This window comes from Streptomyces subrutilus, assembly GCF_008704535.1.
GTDB lineage: Bacteria > Actinomycetota > Actinomycetes > Streptomycetales > Streptomycetaceae > Streptomyces > Streptomyces subrutilus.
Genome location: NZ_CP023701.1, coordinates 6,697,576 through 6,719,719 on the forward strand (window position 1 = coordinate 6,697,576; position 22,144 = coordinate 6,719,719).

Sequence of the window (22,144 nt, forward strand, 5' to 3'; positions counted from 1 at the left end):
GGCTCCGTCGTGAAGCTTCTCCATGATTCCGGACACCGGCCCACGGGTCGGACGTACGGACCCGCCGCGCACCGCTGCCAGCAGGCTCCGATCATGACCTTGCGGATCGCTCTGCCAGACCGCTGTGACTGTCGGAGATCACCAGGCGGACACCGCTCAGGCCGCGTTCGCGCAGCGCGCGGAGGAACCCGCTCCAGAAGACCTCCGTCTCGCTGTCCCCGACCATGACACCGAGGACGTCGCGGCCGCCGGCCTCGGTGACACCGGTCGCGATGCCGGTCGTGGAGCCGCCGCGCGGGCAGGTCGTGGCGGGCGGGGTCGGCAGGGGGTGGTTGTGAGGGAGGCGCGGGGGACGGGCTTGGGGTCGGCGCCCGTCAGCCCGTTTCCGGGCCGGGGCCCGGACCCGGTCTGGGCCGCGGCTCCGGGGGCGGCTCCGCCGCGTCCTCGGCCGGGAGGGTGCCGCGGCGCCGGAGCCGGCGCAGGGTGAGGTGCTCGTGCACGATGCGGCCGACGAGCGCCCCGCCGTAGACCACGAAGCCCACGCCGACCAGCCAGGACTGAACGACGAGGAGGGTGCCGAAGGGTCCGTACGTCACGGCGTTGGAGGCGATCAGCGGGGAGAACACCAGCTGCGAGAAGAGCCGCAGCCCCAGCAGCCCGATGCTCGTCGCCACCGCCCCCGGGACCAGCGCGCGCCACCGGACCCGGCCGCCGAGCAGCAGTCGCTGCGAGGCGACGAAGAACAGGCAGGTGCCGAAGAGGTCGCCGACCGTTCCGAGCGCCGTGCCCAGGGCGTCGCGCGACGGCGCCGGGATGGCGACCAGCAGGCCGAGGTAGCAGACCAGCAGCGCCAGCCAGACGACGTGCCGCCACATCGTGTGCCAGCGGGCGGTGGGCAGGTCCCAGACCTTCTCGTAGCCGGTCTGTACGGCCGAGCCGAAGGTCAGGCCGAAGACGGCGAGCGCGGCCAGTCCGAACGCGGTCGTCTGCTCCAGCGCGAGGTCGGCCGCGCCGAACAGCATCTCGACCCGGCTCCGCGAGGCCGCCGTCACGCCCAGTGCCTGGCCGAGCCAGCGGCCGAAGCCCGAACCGCTGCCGGGCGCCGCGGCCGCCACGACCACCAGCAGCGGTACCAGGGTGAGGAACCCGAGGGCCGCGAAGCCCATCGCCCGGTGCATCAGCTCCATCTCCCGGCCGCGGCTCCAGGCCAGACCGGCCGCGGAGCCCTGGAGCCGGTCGGGCAGCTGTCGGAGGGTCGAGTTCACGACTCATGGCCTACCCGGCGGGGACCGCCGGGTCCCGGAGGCCGGCCGTAAATCAGCCCGACGGGGTGGTTTCGCCGCGGCGTCGCCGACCCGATCGGGCCGCCGCCGCTAGCCGGCCCCGCGCAGGTCCACCAGCCGCTTGATCTTCCCCACCGAGCGCTCCAGGGTCTCCGGCTCGACCACCTCGACCCGCACCGAGACCCCGACGCCCTCCTTGACCGCCCGGACCACCGCCGCAGCCGCGGCCTCCCGCTGGGCCGCCGCGGCCTCCCGGCGCGCCTCCACCCGTACGGTCAGGGCGTCCATCCGCCCCTCACGGGTCAGCCGCAGCTGGAAGTGCGGGGCCAGGGCGGCCGTCCGCAGCAGGATCTCCTCGATCTGCGTCGGGTAGAGGTTCACCCCGCGCAGGATGATCATGTCGTCGCTGCGTCCGGTCACCTTCTCCATCCGGCGGAAGGCCGGACGGGCGGTGCCGGGCAGCAGCCGGGTCAGGTCCCGGGTGCGGTAGCGGACCACCGGCATCGCCTCCTTGGTGAGCGAGGTGAACACCAGCTCGCCGAGCTCGCCCTCCGGGAGCACCGCGCCGGTCAGCGGATCGACGACCTCCGGGTAGAAGTGGTCCTCCCAGATGTGCAGCCCGTCCTTGGTGGACGCGAACTCCTGCGCCACCCCGGGGCCCATCACCTCCGACAGCCCGTAGATGTCCACCGCGTCGATGCCGAGCCGCTCCTCGATCTCGCGGCGCATCTCCTCGGTCCACGGTTCGGCGCCGAAGACGCCCGTCCGGAGCGAGGTGGAGCGGGGGTCGACGCCCTGCCGCTCCATCTCGTCCAGCAGGGTCAGCATGTAGGACGGGGTCACCATGATGACCTCGGGCCGGAAGTCCCGGATCAGCATGACCTGGCGGTCCGTCATCCCGCCGGAGGCGGGCACGACCGTGCAGCCCAGCCGCTCGGCCCCGTAGTGCGCGCCGAGGCCGCCGGTGAACAGGCCGTACCCGTAGGCGACGTGCACCAGCTGGCCGGGCCGGGCGCCCGCCGCGCGCAGCGAACGGGCGACGACGTCGGCCCAGGTGGAGAGGTCCCCGTCGGTGTAGCCGACGACGGTGGGGCGGCCCGTGGTGCCGCTGGAGGCGTGGAGGCGGCGCACGTCCTCGCGCGGCACGGCGAACATGCCGAAGGGGTACTGGTCGCGCAGGTCGGTCTTGGCGGTGAAGGGGAAGCGGGCGAGGTCGGCGAGGGAACGGCAGTCCTCGGGACGCACCCCGGCCTTGTCGAAGGACTCCCGGTAGAAGGGCACCCGCTCGTAGGCCCGCCGCAGGGTCGCGCGCAACCGCGTCAGCTGGAGCGCGCCCAGCTCGTCGGCGCCCAGCCGCTCGCCCTCGTCGTGGATGTCCGCGTACGCCGCCATGCCCTCACCCCATCGTGAATGCCCGACCGATCATTCGGTACACGATCGGAGCTTGCCAGGGCCGGGCGGGGAAAAGCAATGGTCCGGGCGGGCGCGCGGCCGCGTCCGGGCCGGTGCGGCGGACGGCGGGACGGGGCTGCCCCGTACGGGTGAGCGTTTTCGCCCACACCGGGGATCCCCGGCGCGGACAGGGGTGAACGAGGCCCCCGGCGCGTTCCCCGCCCGGGGCCGGAGCGTTGCACGGGGCGTGAGTACACCGAAGAGCAGCCCCATACTGACCCGCCACGGCCGCCGCGAGCCCGGCGCGGCCACCGCGTCGCCCGGCCCGATAGTCGTCCACTCCTCCACCACCCGCGGCAACACCCTCACCCTCGCCCTCACCGGTGAGATCGACCTCCTCGGCGCCGGCCCGTTGCGGGCGATCCTGTGCGCCGCGGCGCGGCAGGGCGTCACCGGCCTGGTCCTGGACACCTCCCGCGTCACGTTCGCCGACTCCGCCCTGCTGCGCGTCCTGGACACCTGGCCCGGCGGCGGCCGGCGGCTGCGGCTCGTGAACCGCTCCCGCGCCGTCCAACGGCTCCTGGACTCGGTCGCACCCGTCGCACCCGTCCCACCCGTCGTACCGGTCCCGGCGGGTTCCGGTGCGCATGCCGGGCACGCGGCCGGACGGCTGCCGGGCCGCGCGCCCGCGGGGTCCACGTCCCGGGGGGACACGGCGCCACCCGGCTGTCGTCCGCGTGGATCGGGGGAAGCGGCGATGCGGTGACGTTCACCCTCCTCACCGCCGTCCCGATGCTCCTCGCCGTGCTGCTCCTGAAGTGGGACCCGGGCCGCCCGCGCCCCCGCCGCCGGCGGGAGGCCGCCGGCCGCCCCCTCGTCCGGAGCCACCACCGCCCCTGCCGGGCCTGACCCGCCCGAACGGTCCGCCCGCCCCCTGCGCGCAGGGGGCGGGCGGACCCGTCCCGGCCGTCGCGCACGCGGCCTAGGGGGGCGCGCCGTCGCCCCCGGGCCGCCGTGCCGGGCCCCTCGCCGTACCTCCCGTACGCCGTCGGCCGGCCGCTTCAGCCGGCCGCGGCCTCGGCGTAGCGCCGGGCCAGCCGGGCGAAGGCCGCCCTGAGCTCCGGTGGGCCGACGACCTCGACGTCGGCGTCGAACCTGCCGATGGCGGCGGCCAGCCCGGCCCACGACCACGCGCCCAGGACGAGCCGGCACCGGTCGGGCCCGAGCTCCTCGACGAGCCCGTCGCAGCCGTACCGGGACACCGCGGCGGCGGGCAGGTCGAGGAGCACCTCGCCCCGGCAGGGCCACCCCTCCGGGCCGTCCGAGCCCCGGAACCTGGCCGTCACGAAGGCGGCCACGTCCCCGCCCGGCAGGGCGCGCGGCGCGAACCGCGGGCCCGTGGGGACGCGCGGGACGATCCGGTCGGCCCGGAAGGTGCGCCAGTCCTCGCGGTCGAGGTCCCAGGCGACCAGGTACCAGCGCCCGCCCCAGGTCACCAGGTGATGGGGCTGCGCCCGGCGCACCCGGGGCGCGGTGCCCGCCCCGCCCGACGCGCCCGGCGCGCCGACGGGGGCGTAGTCGAAGCGCAGCACCTCGCGGGCGTGCACGGCGGCACTGAGCGTCAGCAGCACCCCGCCGTCCACCTGCGGGGCCGGCCGGTCGGCGGTCCGCTCGACGGTGGTGACCCGCAGGACGTCCATGTGGTGGCGCAGCCGCGCGGGCATGACCTGCCGGACGGTGTTCAGCGCCCGCTCCGCCGCCTCGCCGATGCCCGCACCGGAGGCGGCCGCGGTCTGGAGGGCGACGGCGAGCGCCACGGCCTGCTCGTCGTCGAACAGCAGCGGCGGCAGCTCGGAGCCCGCGCCGAGCCGGTACCCGCCGTCCGGGCCCTTGGCCGAGGCGATCGGATACCCCAGCTCGCGCAGCCGGTCGACGTCCCGGCGCACCGTGCGCGGGCTGACGTCCAGCCGTTCGGCCAGCAGCGCCCCGGGCCAGTCGCGCCGGGTCTGGAGCAGGGAGAGCAGCGAGAGCAGCCGCGCCGAGGTTTTCTGCATGTCTCCATCGTGGCCCGAGAAGCGGACACCCTCTGGCCTCTTCTCGTGCCAGTGTGGGCCCGATGCGGCCGGACAGTGCGACGGGGCCCACCCGGCAGCCCCTCCCACCCCCTCACCCCCTCACCCCCACGGAGCGAGATGGACCAGCAGACGCACACCTCCGGTGTACCGGCCGAGGCCAACCGGACCGGGGCCCCCTCGGCCCCCGCACCGGCGCCCGGCTCCGCACCGGTCGCGGGCGCGGCCCGATGACCGTGCTCGACGCCCGGGCGCTCAACCGCGCGACCCTCGCCCGGCAACTGCTCCTCGATCGCGCCGACCTGCCCGCCCTCGACGCCGTCGCCCATCTCGGGGGACTGCAGGCGCAGGAACCGCAGGAGCCGTTCGTCGGGCTCTGGTCGCGCCTGCGCGGTTTCCGACCAGCGCGGCTCTCGGACCTGTTGACCGGGCGGAGCGTGGTCCGCACCCACCTCATGCGCCGCACCGTCCACCTCCTCACCGCCGACGACGCCCTGGCCTGGCGCGCGCGCCACGACGCCATGCTGCGCCAACGCGTGCTCGGTACGTACCGCCGAGAGCTCGCCGGGGTGGACCTCGACGCGCTCGCCGCGGCCGGCCGGGAGGTGATGGCCGACGGAGAGCCCCGCTCGATGGGCGAGCTCGCGCGGGCGCTGGCCGACCGCTGGCCGGAGCCCGGCACCCGGGCCTTGGGCGAGATGCTCGTCGCCGCGCTCGTCCCGATGGTCCAGCTCCCGCCGCGCGGCCTCTGGCGGACCAAGGCGGGCGTGCGCAACGTCCCGCTCGCCGCATGGCTGGGGCGCGCCCCGGCCCCGCTCCCGGACGACGGCTCCGACCCGGTGGGCCAGGCGCTCGTACGGCGCTACCTGGCCGCCTACGGCCCGGCGGCCTCCGCCGACCTGCGCGCCTGGTGCGGCCTGGCCGGACTGCCCGCCGCGGTCGCCGCCCTGCGCGGCGAGCTGGTCTCCTTCCGCGACGAGCGCGGCCGGGAACTGCTGGACCTCCCCGACGCGCCGCGGCCCGACCCCGGCACACCCGCCCCGGTCCGCTTCCTGCCCGCCTTCGACAACGCGGTCCTCGGCTACCACGACCGCGGCCGGATCATCGACGACGCCCACCGCGGCCTCTCGGTCGCCGGCGAACGCGTCGTCCTGGTCGACGGCCGCGTCGCCGCCACCTGGACCGTCCGGGCCGGGACCGTGGCCGTCGCCCCACTGCACCGGTTGACCCCGCACGAGCGCACCGCCGTCGCCGAACAGGGCCGCGAACTGGCCGCGTTCCTCTCCGACGGCGAAACCCGGAGCGTCTCGCTCGCCGGGGCGTAGGCGCGCGGCCCCGGCCGCTCGGCGCGGTGGGCCCACCCGCCCTTCTGCGGGGGACGATCGGGGCCGTCGCCGGGCCGGCGGCCGTGCTCGCGGGAACCGGCGGCCCGGCGCGTCGCAGGGCCGTGTGACCATGACTTCTCCGGCACGTCAGCACCACATGGGGGGACCATGCGCACCCGAACCACCGCCGTCTCGGCCCGACTCGCCGCCGCGCTCGCGGCGCTGTGCGTCCTGGCCGGCTGTACCGCCTCCGGCGAGGCCCCGCGGACGGGCTCGGCCGGCGCTGCGTCCGCCCCGGCGGCGTCGGCACCGCCCGCTCCGGGAGCCGGCTCCGGGTACGAAGGGCCCCGGCCGCAGGACCAGAACCTCCTGGCCTGGACCGGCGACCCCAACGACGCGGGACACGTCACCGCGCAGAGCGCCGCCGGGGTCGGCGGGCGCGTCACCCTGGTGCGGCTCGTGCTGCGCGAACGGATCACCTGGTCCAACGTGTGGCTCGGGCTGGCCGGCGTCGACCCGAACGCCCGGCTTTCCCAGTGCCACCTCGGCGTCTACGACGCCCGCGGCACCCTGCGCGCCTCCACCGCGGACATCGCGCCGCAGCTGATGACCGACGCCGTCGCCAAACCACTGCCCCTCGCCCAGCCCTTCACCGCCGAGCCCGGCACCTACTTCGTCGCCCTGCTCCTCAACGGCACCTGGGCCACCAACGCCCTCACCCTCAAGGCCACCGGCGCCGGCATCTCGGTCAACGCGGGCCTGACCCCGCCGAACCTCCGCTACAGCACCGTCCTGACCGGCCAGACCTCCCTGCCGGCCACCGTGAACCTCGCCGAACAGTCCACCAGCACGATCAACACCGGCTGGGCCAGCCAGTGGTACGCCGTCTCCTGACCCGCAGCCCCATCCGGACCCCCACCCACCCACCCGTACCCGCCGCCGCACGGCGCCGCGGCCCGTGGCATCGTGGTGCCATGCCCATCGAGGTCCGCCCGGCTGTCCGCTTCGACGACGTCCGTACCCTCGTCGGTCCGAAGTCGCCCACGGCCAACGTCTGTTGGTGCCTGAGCCACCGGATCCCGTCGAAGCTCAACAACGAGCTGCGGGGGCCAGCCCGCGGTGAGTACGTCGCCGGGCTGTGCCGCCAGGAGCCCCCGCCGGGGGTCCTGGCCTACGACGGCGCCGAGCCGGTCGGCTGGGCGGCCGTGGCACCGCGTTCGGCCACCTCCTTCGCGCACAGTCGACGAATCCCGCACGTCGACGACCTGCCGGTCTGGTCCCTGTGGTGCGTCCGGGTGCGCCCCGGACACCGCGGGAAGGGCCTCTCGCACGCCCTCATCGCGGGCGCGGTCGATTTCGCCCGCGCCCAGGGAGCGCCGGCCGTCGAGGCCTACCCGCTCGACAACGGCGACGCCAAGGTCGACCTGACGATGGCCTACGCCGGCCTCCGCGGGAACTTCGAGCGCGCCGGCTTCACCCACGCCGCCGACACCACCTCGGTCCTCGCCGGCCACCCCCGGGTGCTGATGCGCCGCGACCTGCGCTGACGGAGGGTGCCGGGCCGGGTGCGGGGCGTCCCGTGCGCCGCCGCACGGGGAGCGGCCGCGGGAGGGGCGGCGTACGGTCGGAGGAAGAGACTCCCGCCGACGGGTGAAGGGAGGCGGCGCCCATGTCCGTCATCGACCCCGCGGTGTCCGTGCGGCTCGGCGCGTCCAGTGCCCGGCGGCTCGTCGGACTGCTCGCCGAGGTGGCCCAGCTGCTGGAGGACCCGGGCCCCCTGCGCCTCACGACGGCCCAGGCCGACGCGCTGGGGCAGGGGACGGACCGCGGCGAGCTGGTGGAGTGGACCCGCACCCTGGCGGCCGAACTCCGGGCCGGACTCTGACCGTCCGGCCCACCCGGCCCGAGGTCCGTGCGCGTCGCGTGAGACCATCCGTGCGTGTCGGACGAGCCGAGCGGTGTGCGCGCGTTCCCGGACGGGGCCGGGTCCCCGTCGTACTCGGTGCGCGCCCGCAGCGGTCGGCGCCTGGCTCCCCTCGCCGCCGATCCCGCCGTCGCGCGGGCGTTGGCGGCCCTGCTGCTCGACGCGGCCGACACCGCGGTGATCCGGCAGACGGCCGGAGCCCTCGTCCGGGCCGGGACGCCGGCCGCCCTGCGGCTCCTCGCCGCCGGATGGGGCGCGGCCGATGACCAGCAGGCCGACTGGTCGGCGACCGGGGTGCACGACGCGCTCGCGGAACCGGACGGCGCGGACCGGGCGGCGGCCGTGTCGGCGTACGGCCGGCACCTCGCCGGGGACCCGGACGCTGCCGTGCGCCGGGGCGCCGCGGACCTGTGCGACGTCGCCGAGAGGGCCATCCGTCGGCCTGGGAGCACGGGCGGTGCCGAGCCGGCGGACCGCGGGCGCCCTCCCGTGCGCCGGGTCCCGTCGTGAGCGACGGGGGAGCGCCCCCGGGGCTCGGCGCCGTCGGGGAGGAGCGGCCCGCGCCGCCCTTCGACCCGGAACTGCACGCCGCGCTGTACGCCCGGACCGGCGGGGCCCGGGAGCCGGTCACCCCGCAGACCCTCGCGGCGGTGCAGGAGCGGGACGCCGCGGTCCGGCCGCGGCCGACCCTGCGGGAACTGCGCGACGGCGGCCGGTTCGAGGTGGCCGAGCTGCTCGCACCGGGCCCCCGCGACGGGGCCGGGCGCGGTCCGGACGTCGCGCTCGTCAGCGCGCGGCCCGCCGGGACCACCGGGCCGCTGCCGGTCCTGTACTACCTGCACGGCGGCGGCATGATCGCGGGCAATGCCCGGTCCGTCCTGCCGCGCCTGCTGCGGACCTGGGCCCTGCCGCTCGGGCTCGCCGTGGCCTGCGTCGAGTACCGGCTGGCGCCGCGGACGCGCTACCCCGGAGCCGTCGAGGACTGCTACAGCGGCCTCGTGTGGGCCGCCGGACACGCGGCCGAGCTGGGTTTCGACGCGGACCGGATCGTGATCGGAGGCAAGAGCGCGGGCGGCGGGCTCGCCGCCGCACTGGCCCTGCTGGCCCGCGACCGCGGCGGGCCGGTCCCGGTCGGCCAGCTGTTGCTGAGCCCGATGCTCGACGACCGCGGCGACGGCTTCTCCAGCCACCAGATGGCCGGCCGCGACACGTGGGACCGCACCTCCAACGCGACCGCGTGGCAGGCGGTCCTGGGGGACCGTTACGGCGCGGCCGACCTGCCGCCCTACGCGGCCCCGGCACGGGCCGCGGACCTGTCCCGGCTGCCGCCGGCCTACGTGGAGGTCGGGTCGGCCGAGACCTTCCGGGACGAGGCCGTGGCGTACGCCGATGCGATCTGGCGGGCCGGCGGAGACGCCGAACTGCACGTGTGGCCCGGCGCCTTCCACGGCTTCGACACCATCGCACCGCGGGCCGCGCTCAGCCGGGACGCCGGCGAGGCCCGCACCCGCTGGCTGCGCAGGATCCTCGACGGCCGCTGAGGGGCCGGGGGCGTACGTGCCGGACCGGGCGTACGTGCCGGGCCGGGCGTACGTGCCGCGGGCCCGCCCGGGCGGCCGTCGCCGCCGTGCGGCCCGTGCGCTGCGCCGTACCGCTCGCCCCGCGGCGCGCCGTCAGCCGGCCGCCGCGGTGTCGGCCTCCGTCGCCACCGACTTGGCCCACCGGTAGTCCGCCTTGCCGCTGGGCGAGCGCTGGATGGCGGGGGCCACGACCAGCTGGCGCGGGATCTTGTACCCCGCCAGCCGCGTGCGGCAGTGGCTCTGGATCTCGTCGAGGGTCGGTGCCTGCCCGCCCGCCCGGACCTGGACGACGGCGGCCACGTGACTGCCCCAGCGCGGGTCCGGCACCCCGGCGACCAGGGCGTCGTACACGTCCGGATGGGACTTGAGCGCCTGCTCGACCTCCTCCGGATAGACCTTCTCGCCACCGGTGTTGATGCACTGCGAACCGCGCCCCAGCACGGTCACGATGCCCTGCTCGTCCACCGTGGCCATGTCCCCGAGCAGCACCCACCGCTCGGACCCCTTCCGGAAGAAGGTCTCGGCGGTCTTGGCGGGGTCGTTGTAGTAGCCCAGCGGAACGTGTCCGCGCTGGGCGAGCCGCCCCGGCACGCCCAGCGCCACCGGTTCGAGGGTCACCGGATCGACCACCTGCGTACGCTCGTTGACCTCCAGCCGGAACCCCTTCTCCGGTCCGGAGTCGCCGGTCGCCTTGCCGTTCGAACCGGACTCCGACGAACCGAAGTTGTTGAGCAGCGCCACGTTCGGGGCCAGCCGCTGGAACTCGGCGCGCACCGTCTCCGACATGATCGCCCCGGAGGAGGAGACGCTGAAAAGGGAGGACAGGTCGGTCCCCTTCAGCGGGCCGTTCAGGGCGTCGATGAGGGGCCTGAGCATCGCGTCGCCCACCAGCGACACGCTCGACACCTTCTCCTTCTCGATGGTGCGCAGCACCTCCTCGGGCGCGTACTTGCGGTGGATGACCACGCGCTGGCCGTAGTTGAAGGCGATGAACGAGGTCAGCGTCGACGTGCCGTGCATCAGCGGCGGCGCCGGGAAGAAGGTGAGCCCGGAGCCGCGCGCGGCGACCCGCTCGGCCAGCTCCTCCGGCCGCCCGACCGGTTCGCCGGTCGGTTCGCCGCCGAACAGCCCGGCGAAGAAGAGGTCCTCCGCCCGCCACATCACGCCCTTGGGCATGCCGGTGGTGCCGCCCGTGTAGATGATGAAGAGGTCGTCGGCGCTGCGGGCCGGGAAGCCGCGCTCCGGTGAGCCGGCCGCCTCGGCGTCCTCGTACGGCACCGGGGCCACGGACGGCTCCGGGCCTCCTCCGGGGGCCGCCCCGACGCGGATCAGGTGGCGCAGCCGGGGGGTCTGGGGGAGGGCGGCCGCCACGCGCCCGGTGAACTCGCCCTCGAAGACGAGGGCGGCGAGGTCGGCGTCGTTGTAGAGGTAGACCAGCTCCTCTTCGACGTAGCGGTAGTTGACGTTGACCGGGACCAGGCGCGCCTTCAGGCAGGCCAGTACGGTCTGCAGGTACTCGACGCCGTTGTAGAGGTGCAGGCCCAGGTGCTCGCCGGCCCTGAGTCCGCTGTCGAGCAGGTGGTGCGCGACGCGGTTGGCCGCCGCGTCCAGCTCCGCGTACGTGAGGCGGCGCTCGGCGCCGGTCCCGGGGTGGTCCACGTACACGAGGGCCTCACGGTCCGGAACCACGTCCACGACCGACTCGAACAGGTCGGCAAGGTTGTACTCCACCGTTCCTCCTGACCCTCGAACTGCCCTGAAGTGCCCCGGCGTACCCGAGTCCGGGCGCACGGCTGCTCCGCTCGGCGGTCATTAGAGCGCCGCCGGCCACAAGTGGGAAGGGCGTCACCCAAGAAAACTGACTGGGTGTCAGAAAACTCTTGAACTGCACCCGCCCCTACTGCAACCTGTTCTAGGTCTTGAGACGGGAGGACGGCAATGGGTGGGACGGAACACCTGACCGTGGAGCGCCACGGCGCCACGCTGGTACTCACCATGAACAGGCCCGAGACGAAGAACGCGCTCTCGCTGCCGCTGCTGGTGGGGCTCCACGACGGCTGGCTGGAGGCCGACGCCGACGACGCGATCCGCTCGGTGGTGCTGACCGGCGCGGGAGGCGACTTCTGCGCCGGCATGGACCTCAAGGCCCTCGCCGGGAAGGGCATGGCGGGCGACCGGTACCGCGACCGCCTCAAGGCCGACCCCGACCTGCACTGGAAGGCGATGCTCCGTCACCACCGCCCGCGCAAACCGGTGATCGCCGCGGTGGAGGGGTACTGCGTGGCCGGCGGCACCGAGATCCTCCAGGGCACCGACATCCGGGTGGCGGCCGAGGGCGCCACCTTCGGCCTCTTCGAGGTCAAGCGCGGCCTCTTCCCGATCGGCGGCTCCACGGTACGGCTGCCGCGCCAGATCGCGCGCACGCACGCCCTGGAGATGCTGCTGACCGGTCGGCCCTACTCGGCCGGGGAGGCCGCGCGGATCGGACTCGTCGGACGGGTCGTCCCCGACGGGACGGCGCTGGAGGCCGCGCTGGAGATCGCGGAGCGGGTCAACGCGTGCGGGCCGCTGGCGGTGGAGGCGGTGAAGGCCTCGGTGTACGAGACCGCGGAGCTGACCGAGGCGGAGGGACTGGCGTCCGAACTGCTCCGCGGCTGGCCGATCTTCGACACCGCGGACGCGAAGGAGGGCGCGCGGGCCTTCGCCGAGCGCCGTCCCGCCGTGTACCGCCGCGAGTAGCCCCGGCCGGTGCCCGTGCCGGTGCCGATGCCGGTACCCCGCCCGGGGCCGCCCCGCGGACCCGATGCGCGCACCGGCGCCCGCGCGGCCGCCGCCGGCGACGACGGCTCCGCCCCGGCCGGGCGCGTGCACCCCGGCCGGGCGCGTGCACCCCGGCCCGGGCCCCGCACCCCGGACCCGGATCCGCACCCCGGACCCGCACCCCGGACCCGGATCCGCACCCCGGACCCGTACCCCGGACCCGGCCGAACGCGCGGCCCCCGCCGTACCCGCAGTCGGAACCAACCGCATCGGAGATGAGCGTCATGACAGCCGCCCCGCCCCCCGAAACGCTCCGCGCCCCCCTCGTCGTCGAATTCCCCTTCACCCGCTCCCTGGGACCCGTCCAGAGCGCCTTCCTCACGGGGCTGCGCGAAGGCGTCGTGCTCGGGGTGAAGACCTCCGGCGGGAAGGTCATGGTGCCGCCCGTCGAATACGACCCCGTCACCGCCGAGGAGATCCGCGAGCTCGTCGAGGTCGCCCCCACCGGTACCGTCACCACCTGGGCCTGGAACGCCAGCCCCCGCCCGAACCAGCCCCTGGCCACCCCCTTCGCCTGGGTCCTGGTCACCCTCGACGGCGCCGGCACCGGCCTGCTGCACGCCCTCGACGCCCCCGGGCCCGACGCCGTCCGCACCGGCATGCGGGTGCGCGTGCGGTGGGCCGCCGAGCGCAGCGGCGCGATCACCGACATCGCCTGCTTCGAGCCCTGCGACGCCGGCCCGGACGACGGCGGCCCGGACTCCTGCGACGGCGCGCCCGCCCGCCCCCACGACGGGGCGTTCGCCGACCCCGTCACCGGCATCGTCGCCGCCGCCCGGCTGGACTACACGTACACCCCCGGCCGCGCACAGACCGCCTACATCAACGGCCTCGCCGAACGGAAGACCGTCGGCGAACGCTGCCCGTCCTGCCACAAGGTGTACGTCCCGCCGCGCGGCGCCTGCCCCACCTGCGGGGTGGCCACCACCGACCGCGTCGAGGTCGGCCCCGCCGGCACCGTCACCACGTACTGCATCGTCAACATCAAGGCCCGCGGCCTCGACATCGACGTCCCCTACGTCTACGCCCACATCGCCCTCGACGGCGCCGGCCTCGCCCTCCACGGCCGGATCGGCGGCATCCCGTACGACCAGGTCCGCATGGGCCTGCGCGTCGAACCCGTGTGGACCGAAGGCGGCCGCCACCCCGACCACTACCGCCCCACCGGCGAACCGGACGCGGACTACGACGCGTACAAGGAGCTCATCTGATGCCCGCCACGCCCGCCCGCCCCGTCCGGCCCGCCACGCCCTCCGCACCCCCCGCGCCGAGGAAGCGGCGGTACGCGCGCGAGGTCGCGGTCGTCGCCTTCGCGCAGAGCGACCACCGGCGCCGCACCGACGAACTCAGCGAAGTCGAGATGGTCATGCCGGTGCTCCACCAGGTCCTGGCGCAGACCGGACTGAAGACCGGCGAGATCGGCTTCACCTGCTCCGGATCGAGCGACTACCTCGCCGGCCGGGCCTTCTCCTTCACCATGACCCTCGACGGCGTCGGAGCCTGGCCCCCGATCTCCGAATCGCACGTCGAGATGGACGGCGCCTGGGCCCTCTACGAGGCCTGGGTCAAGATCCAGACGGGTGAGGCCGACACCGCGCTCGTCTACGCGTACGGCAAGTCCTCCCCGGGCTCGGTGCGCGACGTGCTGACCCGCCAGCTCGACCCGTACTACGTCGCCCCGCTCTGGCCCGACGCGGTGGCCCTCGCCGCCCTCCAGGCCCGCGCACTCATCGACGCCGGCGACACCGACGAGCAGGCCCTCGCCGCCATCGGCGCCCGCAGCCGCGCCGACGCCGCCGCCAACCCGCACGCCCAGCTCACCGGCGTCGTACCGCAGGGCGACCACCAGGTCGCCCCGCTGCGCACCGGCGACTGCCCGCCCGTCGGCGACGGCGCGGCCGCCGTCGTACTGGCTGCCGGCGACGTGGCGCGCTCGCTGTGCGCGCGGCCCGCCTGGATCACCGGCATCGACCACCGCATCGAGGCGCACGGCCTGGGGCTGCGCGACCTCACCGACTCGCCGTCCACCCGTACCGCGGCCGAGCACGCGGGGCTCTTCGACGGGCCCGTGGACACGGCCGAACTGCACGCGCCGTTCTCCTCGCAGGAGGTCGTCCTGCGCAAGGCGCTCCGCCTCGGCGGCCCCGGCGACGGCGTGGCCGTCAACCCCTCGGGCGGGGCGCTCGCGGCCAACCCGATGATGGCCGCGGGCCTGATCCGGATCGGCGAGGCGGCCGCCCGCATCCACCGCGGCGCGTCCGACCGGGCCGTCGCACACGCCACCTCAGGCCCCTGCCTCCAGCAGAACCTGGTCGCCGTCCTGGAAGGGGACCGAGCATGAGCGCCTCCGGCAAGGAACCGGTCGCCGTCGTCGGGATCGGCCAGACCAAGCACGTCGCCGCACGGCACGACGTCTCCATCGCCGGACTGGTCCGCGAGGCCGCGTCCCGCGCCCTCGCCGACGCCGAACTGGGCTGGCAGGACATCGACGCCGTCGTCATCGGCAAGGCCCCCGACTTCTTCGAGGGCGTGATGATGCCGGAGCTGTACCTGGCGGACGCCCTCGGAGCGGTCGGCAAGCCCATGCTCCGTGTCCACACGGCCGGTTCGGTCGGCGGATCCACGGCGCTGGTCGCCGCCAACCTGGTCGCCGCCCGCGTCCACCGGACGGTCCTGACCCTCGCCTTCGAGAAGCAGTCCGAATCCAACGCCATGTGGGGCCTCTCGCTCCCGGTCCCCTTCCAGCAGCCGCTGCTCGCGGGCGCGGGCGGCTTCTTCGCCCCGCACGTGCGTGCGTACATGCGGCGCACCGGCGCCCCCGACACGGTCGGCTCGCTCGTCGCGTACAAGGACCGCCGCAACGCGCTGAAGAACCCGTACGCCCACCTGCACGAGCACGACATCACCCTGGAGAAGGTCCAGGCCTCGCCGATGCTGTGGGACCCGATCCGCTACTCCGAGACCTGCCCGTCCTCGGACGGGGCCTGCGCGATGGTCCTCACCGACCGCGCGGGCGCGGCCCGTTCGCCCCGGCCGCCGGCCTGGGTGCACGGCGGGGCGATGCGCAGCGAGCCGACCCTCTTCGCCGGGAAGGACTTCGTCTCACCGCAGGCCGGCAAGGACTGTGCGGCGGACGTCTACCGGCAGGCGGGGGTCACCGATCCGCGCCGGGACATCGACGCGGTCGAGATGTACGTGCCGTTCTCCTGGTACGAGCCCATGTGGCTGGAGAACCTCGGGTTCGCGGCCGAGGGCGAGGGCTGGAAGCTCACCGAGGCCGGGGTCACCGAGCTCGACGGCGACCTCCCGGTCAACCCCTCCGGCGGGGTGCTCTCCACCAACCCGATCGGCGCCTCCGGCATGATCCGCTTCGCGGAGGCGGCCCTCCAGGTGCGCGGGCAGGCCGGGGAGCACCAAGTCCCGGACGCCCGGCGGGCGATGGGGCACGCCTACGGCGGCGGCGCGCAGTTCTTCGCGATGTGGCTGGTGGGGGCGGCGGAGCCCGTCTCCTGAGGCGCGCGGGGTGTTCGCGCGGGGTGCCGGACCGGTCGCGGGGCGACGCACCGCGGCCTGTGCGGCACCCCGCGCCGGTGGTTAACCTGGCCCCGGACGACGTACCGGGAGGAGCACGCACGTGGCCGACAGCACGACTTCACCGACCCTCGCAGGCTGGGGGAAGCCGGATCTCGATCTCACCGGGGCCCAATGGCGGTCGAGCAGCAGCGGGGCGGGCGACGTCCAGATCGCCTTCGTCGAGGGGTTCATCGCGATGCGCAACAGCGAGCGCCCCGAGAGCCCGTCGCTGATCTTCGCGCCGGACGAGTGGCACCGGTTCGTACGGGACGCCCGCGGCGGGGAGTTCGACCTGACGTAGCGCCCCGGCGGAGACGGGCCACCCAGAGCGCACGGCCGGACGGACGCGGCGCACCACCGGGCGCGGAGCCGCCGCCCCGGTGGCGCCCGCCGGCCACCCCGGCCACCCGGCCCCGCCGGTGGCGCGAGCGGCGGTGCGAGCGGCGGCCGGTGCGGTGCGTCCGGCCGGGCGCCGACCGTTCCGGCGGCGCGGAGCCGGCGGTCGACGAACGGTTCCGGCCATGTCGCGTGCCGCGCATCCGCTGCACCCCCCCGCCCGAGCCGGCGGTGCGGAATCGGGCATATGGGGGTCATGGGTAGGGTGTCGGCATGACTGGAGAGCGCGACCTGCGGAGACTGCTGAGCGGCATGCGGCCCGAACTCAATGAGGGTCACTACGTCTTCTGTACGATTCCGGCCACATCCCCTGTCCCAGCCGGCATCACCCCCGTCGCGACCGTCCTGGAAGCCGAGGGCCTCACCCTGGTCCTCCGTCAGGAGGACGCCGACGCCGCCGGCCTCGCCTACGCCTACACGGCCGGCTGGATCACCCTGCGGATCCACTCCGCCCTCGATGCCGTCGGCCTCACCGCGGCCTTCGCCACCGAGCTCGGCGCACACGGTCTGAGCTGCAACGTCATCGCCGGCTACCACCACGACCACCTCTTCGTGGCCGCCGACCGCGCCGCCGAGGCCGTGGCCGTCCTGGAGGACCTCGCGGCCCGCTCCGCCCGCGCCGACCGGGACTGAACCCCCGGGCGCACCGCCTCGCGGCGCCTGCTCCGCCACTCCCTCGCGGCGCCGCGAACCGAAGATCGGATCATTCGCCCGGTACCCCTTCCGCCTCACCCGCACGGGCGTACGCTGACCCTCCCGAACAGGTCAAGGGGGGTACCAGCCATGACGGAGCGCCGGGCCCGCTCGCGGCGCACCGTGATCGAACGCGAGGCCGAACTCGCCACCGTGGACGAGGCGCTCGACCGGCTGACGGCCGCCGCACCGCACGCCGGCGGCGCCCTGCTCGCCCTCTCCGGCCCGGCCGGCCTCGGCAAGACCACCCTCCTCGCCGAACTGCGCCGCCGCGCCAACACCCGCCACTGCACCGTCCTCGCGGCCCGCGGCGGCGAACAGGAGCAGGGCCAGCCCTTCCACGTCGCCCGCCAGCTCCTCCAGCCCCTGCTCGCCGCCGTCCCCGAGGACGCCCTGCGCGCCGTCCTCGGAGGCTGGTACGCCATCGTCGGACCCGCCCTCGGCCTGTGCGCCCCGGAACAGGGCGCACCGCCCGACCCCCAGGGCCTGCGCGACGGCCTCGACTGGGTCCTGACCCACCTCGTCGTCCAGCGCGCCCCCGTCGTCCTCGTCCTCGACGACGCCCACTGGGCCGACCCGGAATCCCTCGGCTGGCTCGCCGCATTCGCCCCGCGCGCCGAACACCTCCCGATGCTCCTCGCCGTCGCCTACCGCCCCGACGAACTGCCCGCGCACGCCGAGGCCTTCCGCACCCTGCCCGGCCGGGCCGGACAGCGCCCCCTGCACCTGGCCCCGCTCACCCCCGAAGCCGTCGCCGCCCTGATCCGCGAGACCCTCGGCGACCACGCGGAGGACCCTTTTTGCCGCGAGGTCTGGACCCTCACCACCGGAAACCCCTTCGAGACCGTCGAACTCGCCGCCAAGGTCCGGGAGAAGGCCCTCGCGCCCGTCGAGGGGAACGCACCGCTGCTGCGCGACCTCGCCGCCGCCCAGCACGGCAGCGGGCTCGTCGCCCGCCTGCAACGCCTCGGCCCCTCCACCGTCCGCTTCGCCTGGGCCTGCGCCGTCCTCGGCACCGCCATCCCGCGCGACCTCGCCGCCCGCGTCGCGGCCACCGGCGCCGAGGAGGCCGTCGACGCCACCGGCCGGCTCCGCGACGCCCGCATCCTCGCCGCCGCAGAAGAACCAGACGCGGGACTGGAGTTCGTCCACCCGATCATCGCCACCGCCCTCTACCGGTCCATCCCCGACGCCCTGCGGGTCGCCCTGCACGGCAACGCCGCCGCGGCCGCCGTCGACGCCGGACTCGGACCTTCCGCCGCCGCCCGCCACCTCCTGGAGACCCACCCCGAGGGCGACCCCTGGGTGGTGCGGACCCTGCGCGAGGCCGCCGCCGAGAACCTCCGCGCCGGCGCCCCCGAGGCCGCCCGCCGCCAGCTCGCCCGAGCGCTGCGCGAACCCCCGGACTTCGACGAGCGCGCCGCCGTCCTCTACGAGCTCGGCTGCGCCTCCCTGCTCACCGAACCGGCCACCACCGCCCACCACCTGCGCGAGGCCCTCGCCGAACCCTTCGACGACCCCGCCCTTCGCCAGGGCATCGCCATCCGCCTCGCCCAGGTGCTCGCCCACAGCGACCACCTCTTCGAGGCCTCCGAACTGCTCGCCCGCGAGATCCCGCGCACCCAGGACCCCCGCGCCCGGCTGCGCCTGCAGTCCGAGCAGTTCATGTGGGACGCCTTCAACGCCGCCGAGCCCGACTCCCCGGCCCGCTCCCGCCGGCTGGCCAAGCTCGCGGACCGGCTCGGCGCCCGCGACCTCACCGAGCGCTACGTCATCGGACTGCGCGCCTGGGACGCCTGCCTGCGCGGCGAGCCCGTGGACGTGGCCCTGCACCACGCGGGGCGGGCCCTGGCGGAGCCGTTCAGCTGGGCGTACGCGGACCGCGGGTTCGAGGTGCCGGTACTGACGGCCATGGTCCACCTGTACGCCGACCGCCCCGGCCGGGCCGAGGAGCTGTTCGACACCGGTACCGCCGAGTTCGAGGAGCAGGGCTGGCGCGGCGCCCACCTCTCCTTCGCCCACAGCCTGCGCGGCTACATCCGCTACCGCCGCGGACGGCTCGTGGAGGCCGAGGGCCTGGCGCGGGCCGGACTGCGGCTAGCCGAACGCGTGGGCCCCCGCACGCCGGTGCACTGGTACGCCATCGCCATCCTCGTCACCACCCTGCTGGCCCGCGGCAAGCCCGACGAGGCCTGGGAGCTGGCGCGCGAGCACGACTTCGCCCGGCCCTTCCCCGCCGCGGTGGTCTTCCCCGACGCCCAGACCGTCTACGCCGAACTGCTGCTGGCCCGCGGTGACGCGAAGGCCGCCGCGGCCGAGCTGGAAGCGGTCGACCGGCGGCTGACCCCGCGCGGCATCCAGAACCCGGCCTGGTGCCCGTGGCCGCTGCACCTGGCCCGCGCCGTCGCCGCCGACGACCCCGGGCGGGCCCGCGGCCTCGCCGCCGAGGCGGTCCGGCGGGCCCGTGCCTTCGGCGCGCCCTCCGCCATCGGGCAGGCCCTCACCGCGGCCGCCGAGGTCGCGGACCCGCAGGACCGGGGGCCGCTCCTGCGCGAGGCCGTGTCCCTGCTGTCCGCGTCCCCGGCCGGGTACGAGCTGGCCCGCGCGCTCGCCGCGGCGGGTACCCACGCCCGGGACCCCGACCTGCTCACCCGCGCCGTCACGACGGCCCGGGAATGCGGCGCCGACGCCCTCGCGGCGCGGACGGCGCAGACGCTGCTGGGCCTGGGCGGCGCCGTGCCGAGCGGGTCGTCCTGGCAGGACGACCCGACCGAGGAGGAGCTCCGGGCGGCCCGCCGGGCCGTCCACGAGGACGCGGCCGGCGCCGTCCCCGCCCCGGACCGAACCCCCGCCCCGGAGCTGTCGGCGGCCTACCGCAAACTCGGCACGGACCGCCCCGGCCTCCCCGCCGCCCTGGCGGCCCACGCCCGCACCCGAGCTTGACCCGTCGCGAGCCCCGACCCGTAGCCCGACCCGTCCCGAGGCCCGGGCTCCGACGGCCCCGGCAGGGGGACGCGGGAGCGGGCGGGACGGGGGCCGGGATGAGGGGCCCGGGGCCGGGGGAGGCCTCCGGCCACGTACCATGGCGGCATGTCCTTCCTCCGCCGCCACCGCGCCGCCACACCCGCCGGCCCGGACTTCGACGTCCTGGCCATGGACCCGGGGGACTGGCCGGGCAATCTCGGGGCCGGGCTGCTGCCCGCGCCCGACGGCAGCTGCCAGGGTGTCTTCCTCCGCTACGACCTGTTCGGCGGACGCGGCCCCGCGATGATCATCGGCAACCTCCCCGAAGGTTCCCCCGCCCGGGACCTCTCCGAGGGCCAGGTCCCCTTCGAGGTGGCCCAGCTGCTCGACGCGCTGGAGAACGACGAGGACGTCGAGGTCACCGGCGCCGAGGACTGCCCCGTCATGCAGGGCGACAACCTCCTCATCGTCCGCAAGATCAAGCTGTCGGAGTCCCGCATCTCCTGCGTCCAGTTCGACCGCAGCGACAACGTGCTGGTCACCATCGCCAGCTGGGACCGCCCGATCACCGACGACCTCTACGCCCTCCTGAAGCCGCTCCCCGCCGAGCTCTTCCAGCAGGGCTGACCGGGCGGTCCGCCCGGCCCACCGCGGACGACGGCCCGAGCACCGCGGCGGACAGGGCGAAGCCCCGCGGCGGTGGGGGCCACGGAGCTTCGCGTAGGGGGACGGGGCCGGGAGCCGCGGGCTCTTCGCCCGCCGCACCCTCCCCGGCGGTCAGCGCGTGCCGACCGCCGCACGGACGGCCCGACGGGCCATTCCGACGTCGTCGTGCAGCCGGCGCAGCAGCAGCCGCTGCTCCTCGCCGGAGGCGACGACCGAACCGGCGGGCAGGGTCCCGGCCGGGGAGCCGGCCAGCATCGAGCGCTGGATCGCCGTCTCCGCCATCCGGATCTCCCGGGTCAGCACCAGCATCAGGTTCACCAGGAACGCGTCCCGCGCGGCCGGCCCGGCGGACTGGGCGAGCCGGCTGATCTGGGACCGGGCGGCCGGGGCGTCGCCCAGTACCGTCCACAGCGTCGCCAGGTCGTAGCCCGGCAGGTACCAGCCGGCGTGCTCCCAGTCGAGCAGCACCGGCCCGGCCGGGGACAGCAGCAGGTTGGACAGCAGTGCGTCGCCGTGGTTGAACTGGAGGGACGTGCCCGACAGCTTCACGCCGTGCAGCAGTTTCTGCAGGTCGCCCAGGTCGCGGTCGGTCAGCAGGCCCAGTTCGTAGTCGCGGACGATCCGTCGGGTGTAGTTCAGCGGGGTCCCGAACAGCTCGGCCGGCGGACGCCATTGGTTGACCCGGCAGACCGCGCCCAGGGCGGCCCGCAGGTCCACCCGCGGCGGAGCCTCCACCGGGTGCCGTTGGAGCGCCGCGACCCGGCCCGCCATGCGCTCGACCACCAGGGTGCAGTTCTCCGGATCGGCGGCGATCAGCCGCGGGACCCGGACGGGCGGGCGGTGCCGGACGAACGCCCGGTACGCCGCTATTTCGTGGCAGTACCGCTCACGCCACTCGGGCGAGTGATCCAGTAACACCTTCGCCACCGCCGTCATCCTCCCGGTGGTGCCCACCAGGAGCACCGACCGGCCGCTGCGCCGCAGCACCTGGACCGGGGCGAACTCCGGACAGATCCGCTGTACGGAGGCGAGGGCCGTGCGCAACTGCGCCCCCTGCGGCCCCGAGAGGTCGATCCTGCCGCTCAGCGGCTGTGATCCGGTGCCCGGCATCCGCCGGGCCCGGGCGGCACCCTGGACCGCGGCCGTCGGACGGGCGGGGTCGAGGTAGGGGCCGCCGCCCGCCTGGAGGGTGCGGTGAGACCGGACCGGTGCGGACACGGAGGACGTTGCTGCGTACATGGCGTTACGGATCCCTTCGTGCGCCGACGAGTTGCGTACGCCGCCCCGCCGGATTGCGGCTTCACCCTGGGGAGTTCCGCCGTGGTACCGGGGCGGGGAGGCGCATTCCTACCTGACACCCGGGCGGAGGTGGCGAACCATCGGGCGTGCCCTGGCGAAGCCTGGCGAATAGTCACCGGGCATCTGACTGCGGGTTACTGTCAACTCAGCCGAGAAC

21 protein-coding genes and 1 pseudogene are annotated in these 22,144 nt (G+C 75.5%); 16 read left to right on the top strand and 6 right to left on the bottom strand.

All coding sequences use genetic code 11. The features are described from left to right. Positions 1-68: 68 nt before the first annotated feature. The 3 genes and pseudogenes from CP968_RS29805 to paaK form a co-directional block, all read right to left on the bottom strand. Positions 69-274: pseudogene (locus CP968_RS29805) on the bottom strand (transposase); the annotation flags it as partial. Between the two features lie 100 nt (positions 275-374). Next, positions 375-1,265 carry a YhjD/YihY/BrkB family envelope integrity protein gene (locus tag CP968_RS29810; protein ID WP_229886485.1) on the bottom strand — a complete coding sequence of 297 codons (891 nt, stop codon included), beginning with the start codon at positions 1,263-1,265 and terminating at the stop codon, positions 375-377. Between the two features lie 108 nt (positions 1,266-1,373). Then, positions 1,374-2,675 (bottom strand): phenylacetate--CoA ligase PaaK, encoded by a 1,302-nt coding sequence (gene paaK, locus CP968_RS29815; protein ID WP_150520936.1) that lies wholly within the window; start codon positions 2,673-2,675, stop codon positions 1,374-1,376. Between the two features lie 247 nt (positions 2,676-2,922). Here paaK and CP968_RS29820 point away from each other — a divergent pair, with 247 nt between their 5' ends. Together CP968_RS29820 and CP968_RS34250 are read left to right on the top strand one after the other, a co-directional pair. Next, a complete protein-coding gene (locus tag CP968_RS29820; RefSeq protein WP_167536872.1) occupies positions 2,923-3,441 on the top strand; it encodes an STAS domain-containing protein in 519 nt (172 codons plus the stop codon). Then, positions 3,438-3,584, top strand: coding sequence for a hypothetical protein (locus tag CP968_RS34250; protein WP_167536873.1), 147 nt, complete (start codon positions 3,438-3,440; stop codon positions 3,582-3,584). The genes CP968_RS29820 and CP968_RS34250 overlap by 4 nt, the downstream gene beginning before the upstream one ends. Before the next feature lie 152 nt (positions 3,585-3,736). On the opposite strand, the gene CP968_RS29825 is transcribed toward CP968_RS34250, so the two are convergent. Continuing rightward, the gene (locus tag CP968_RS29825; protein WP_150520938.1) at positions 3,737-4,729 is read right to left on the bottom strand and encodes a helix-turn-helix transcriptional regulator; all 993 of its coding nucleotides are present in this window, start codon (positions 4,727-4,729) and stop codon (positions 3,737-3,739) included. A gap of 248 nt (positions 4,730-4,977) precedes the next feature. On the opposite strand from CP968_RS29825, the gene CP968_RS29830 reads away from it, so the two are divergent. From CP968_RS29830 to CP968_RS29855, 6 genes are all read left to right on the top strand, one after another. Continuing rightward, positions 4,978-6,072 (top strand): winged helix DNA-binding domain-containing protein, encoded by a 1,095-nt coding sequence (locus tag CP968_RS29830; RefSeq protein ID WP_150520939.1) that lies wholly within the window; start codon positions 4,978-4,980, stop codon positions 6,070-6,072. 168 nt (positions 6,073-6,240) lie between these two features. Further along, a complete protein-coding gene (locus tag CP968_RS29835) occupies positions 6,241-6,966 on the top strand; it encodes a hypothetical protein (RefSeq protein ID WP_150520940.1) in 726 nt (241 codons plus the stop codon). A gap of 80 nt (positions 6,967-7,046) precedes the next feature. Beyond that, positions 7,047-7,619 carry a GNAT family N-acetyltransferase gene (locus CP968_RS29840; RefSeq protein ID WP_150520941.1) on the top strand — a complete coding sequence of 191 codons (573 nt, stop codon included), beginning with the start codon at positions 7,047-7,049 and terminating at the stop codon, positions 7,617-7,619. A gap of 122 nt (positions 7,620-7,741) precedes the next feature. After that, the gene (locus CP968_RS29845) at positions 7,742-7,957 is read left to right on the top strand and encodes a hypothetical protein (protein WP_150520942.1); all 216 of its coding nucleotides are present in this window, start codon (positions 7,742-7,744) and stop codon (positions 7,955-7,957) included. Between the two features lie 54 nt (positions 7,958-8,011). Next, complete coding sequence (locus CP968_RS29850; protein ID WP_229886487.1) at positions 8,012-8,506, top strand: hypothetical protein; 495 nt, start codon at positions 8,012-8,014, stop codon at positions 8,504-8,506. Next, the gene (locus CP968_RS29855; protein WP_150520943.1) at positions 8,503-9,537 is read left to right on the top strand and encodes an alpha/beta hydrolase; all 1,035 of its coding nucleotides are present in this window, start codon (positions 8,503-8,505) and stop codon (positions 9,535-9,537) included. Before CP968_RS29850 ends, CP968_RS29855 begins: the two co-directional genes overlap by 4 nt. A 132-nt stretch (positions 9,538-9,669) precedes the next feature. Here CP968_RS29855 and CP968_RS29860 read toward each other — a convergent pair whose 3' ends face one another. Beyond that, the gene (locus tag CP968_RS29860) at positions 9,670-11,307 is read right to left on the bottom strand and encodes an acyl-CoA synthetase (RefSeq protein ID WP_150520944.1); all 1,638 of its coding nucleotides are present in this window, start codon (positions 11,305-11,307) and stop codon (positions 9,670-9,672) included. Between the two features lie 207 nt (positions 11,308-11,514). Between CP968_RS29860 and CP968_RS29865 the strand changes: the two genes are divergently transcribed. The 8 genes from CP968_RS29865 to CP968_RS29900 all read left to right on the top strand — a co-directional run bounded on the left by CP968_RS29865 (position 11,515) and on the right by CP968_RS29900 (position 20,649). Continuing rightward, positions 11,515-12,315, top strand: a complete 801-nt coding sequence (locus CP968_RS29865; RefSeq protein WP_150520945.1) for a crotonase/enoyl-CoA hydratase family protein — start codon at positions 11,515-11,517, stop codon at positions 12,313-12,315. A gap of 305 nt (positions 12,316-12,620) precedes the next feature. Then, positions 12,621-13,607: a Zn-ribbon domain-containing OB-fold protein gene (locus CP968_RS29870; protein WP_150522206.1), complete on the top strand. Its 987-nt coding sequence runs from the start codon at positions 12,621-12,623 to the stop codon at positions 13,605-13,607. Then, positions 13,607-14,737 carry a thiolase domain-containing protein gene (locus CP968_RS29875; RefSeq protein ID WP_189828930.1) on the top strand — a complete coding sequence of 377 codons (1,131 nt, stop codon included), beginning with the start codon at positions 13,607-13,609 and terminating at the stop codon, positions 14,735-14,737. Before CP968_RS29870 ends, CP968_RS29875 begins: the two co-directional genes overlap by 1 nt. Next, positions 14,734-15,909: a thiolase domain-containing protein gene (locus CP968_RS29880; RefSeq protein WP_150520946.1), complete on the top strand. Its 1,176-nt coding sequence runs from the start codon at positions 14,734-14,736 to the stop codon at positions 15,907-15,909. The genes CP968_RS29875 and CP968_RS29880 overlap by 4 nt, the downstream gene beginning before the upstream one ends. A 121-nt stretch (positions 15,910-16,030) precedes the next feature. Further along, the gene (locus CP968_RS29885) at positions 16,031-16,270 is read left to right on the top strand and encodes a DUF397 domain-containing protein (protein ID WP_150520947.1); all 240 of its coding nucleotides are present in this window, start codon (positions 16,031-16,033) and stop codon (positions 16,268-16,270) included. Positions 16,271-16,578: 308 nt separating this feature from the next. Then, positions 16,579-16,998 (top strand): ACT domain-containing protein, encoded by a 420-nt coding sequence (locus tag CP968_RS29890; RefSeq protein ID WP_150520948.1) that lies wholly within the window; start codon positions 16,579-16,581, stop codon positions 16,996-16,998. A gap of 150 nt (positions 16,999-17,148) precedes the next feature. Then, positions 17,149-20,001, top strand: a complete 2,853-nt coding sequence (locus tag CP968_RS29895) for an ATP-binding protein (protein ID WP_150520949.1) — start codon at positions 17,149-17,151, stop codon at positions 19,999-20,001. Positions 20,002-20,148: 147 nt separating this feature from the next. Continuing rightward, positions 20,149-20,649: a hypothetical protein gene (locus CP968_RS29900; RefSeq protein WP_150520950.1), complete on the top strand. Its 501-nt coding sequence runs from the start codon at positions 20,149-20,151 to the stop codon at positions 20,647-20,649. A gap of 150 nt (positions 20,650-20,799) precedes the next feature. Here the strand turns inward: CP968_RS29900 and CP968_RS29905 are convergent, their stop codons facing one another. After that, entirely contained in the window at positions 20,800-21,927 is a 1,128-nt protein-coding gene (locus CP968_RS29905; RefSeq protein ID WP_150520951.1) for an aminoglycoside phosphotransferase family protein, read from the bottom strand. Between the last annotated feature and the right edge of the window lie 217 nt (positions 21,928-22,144).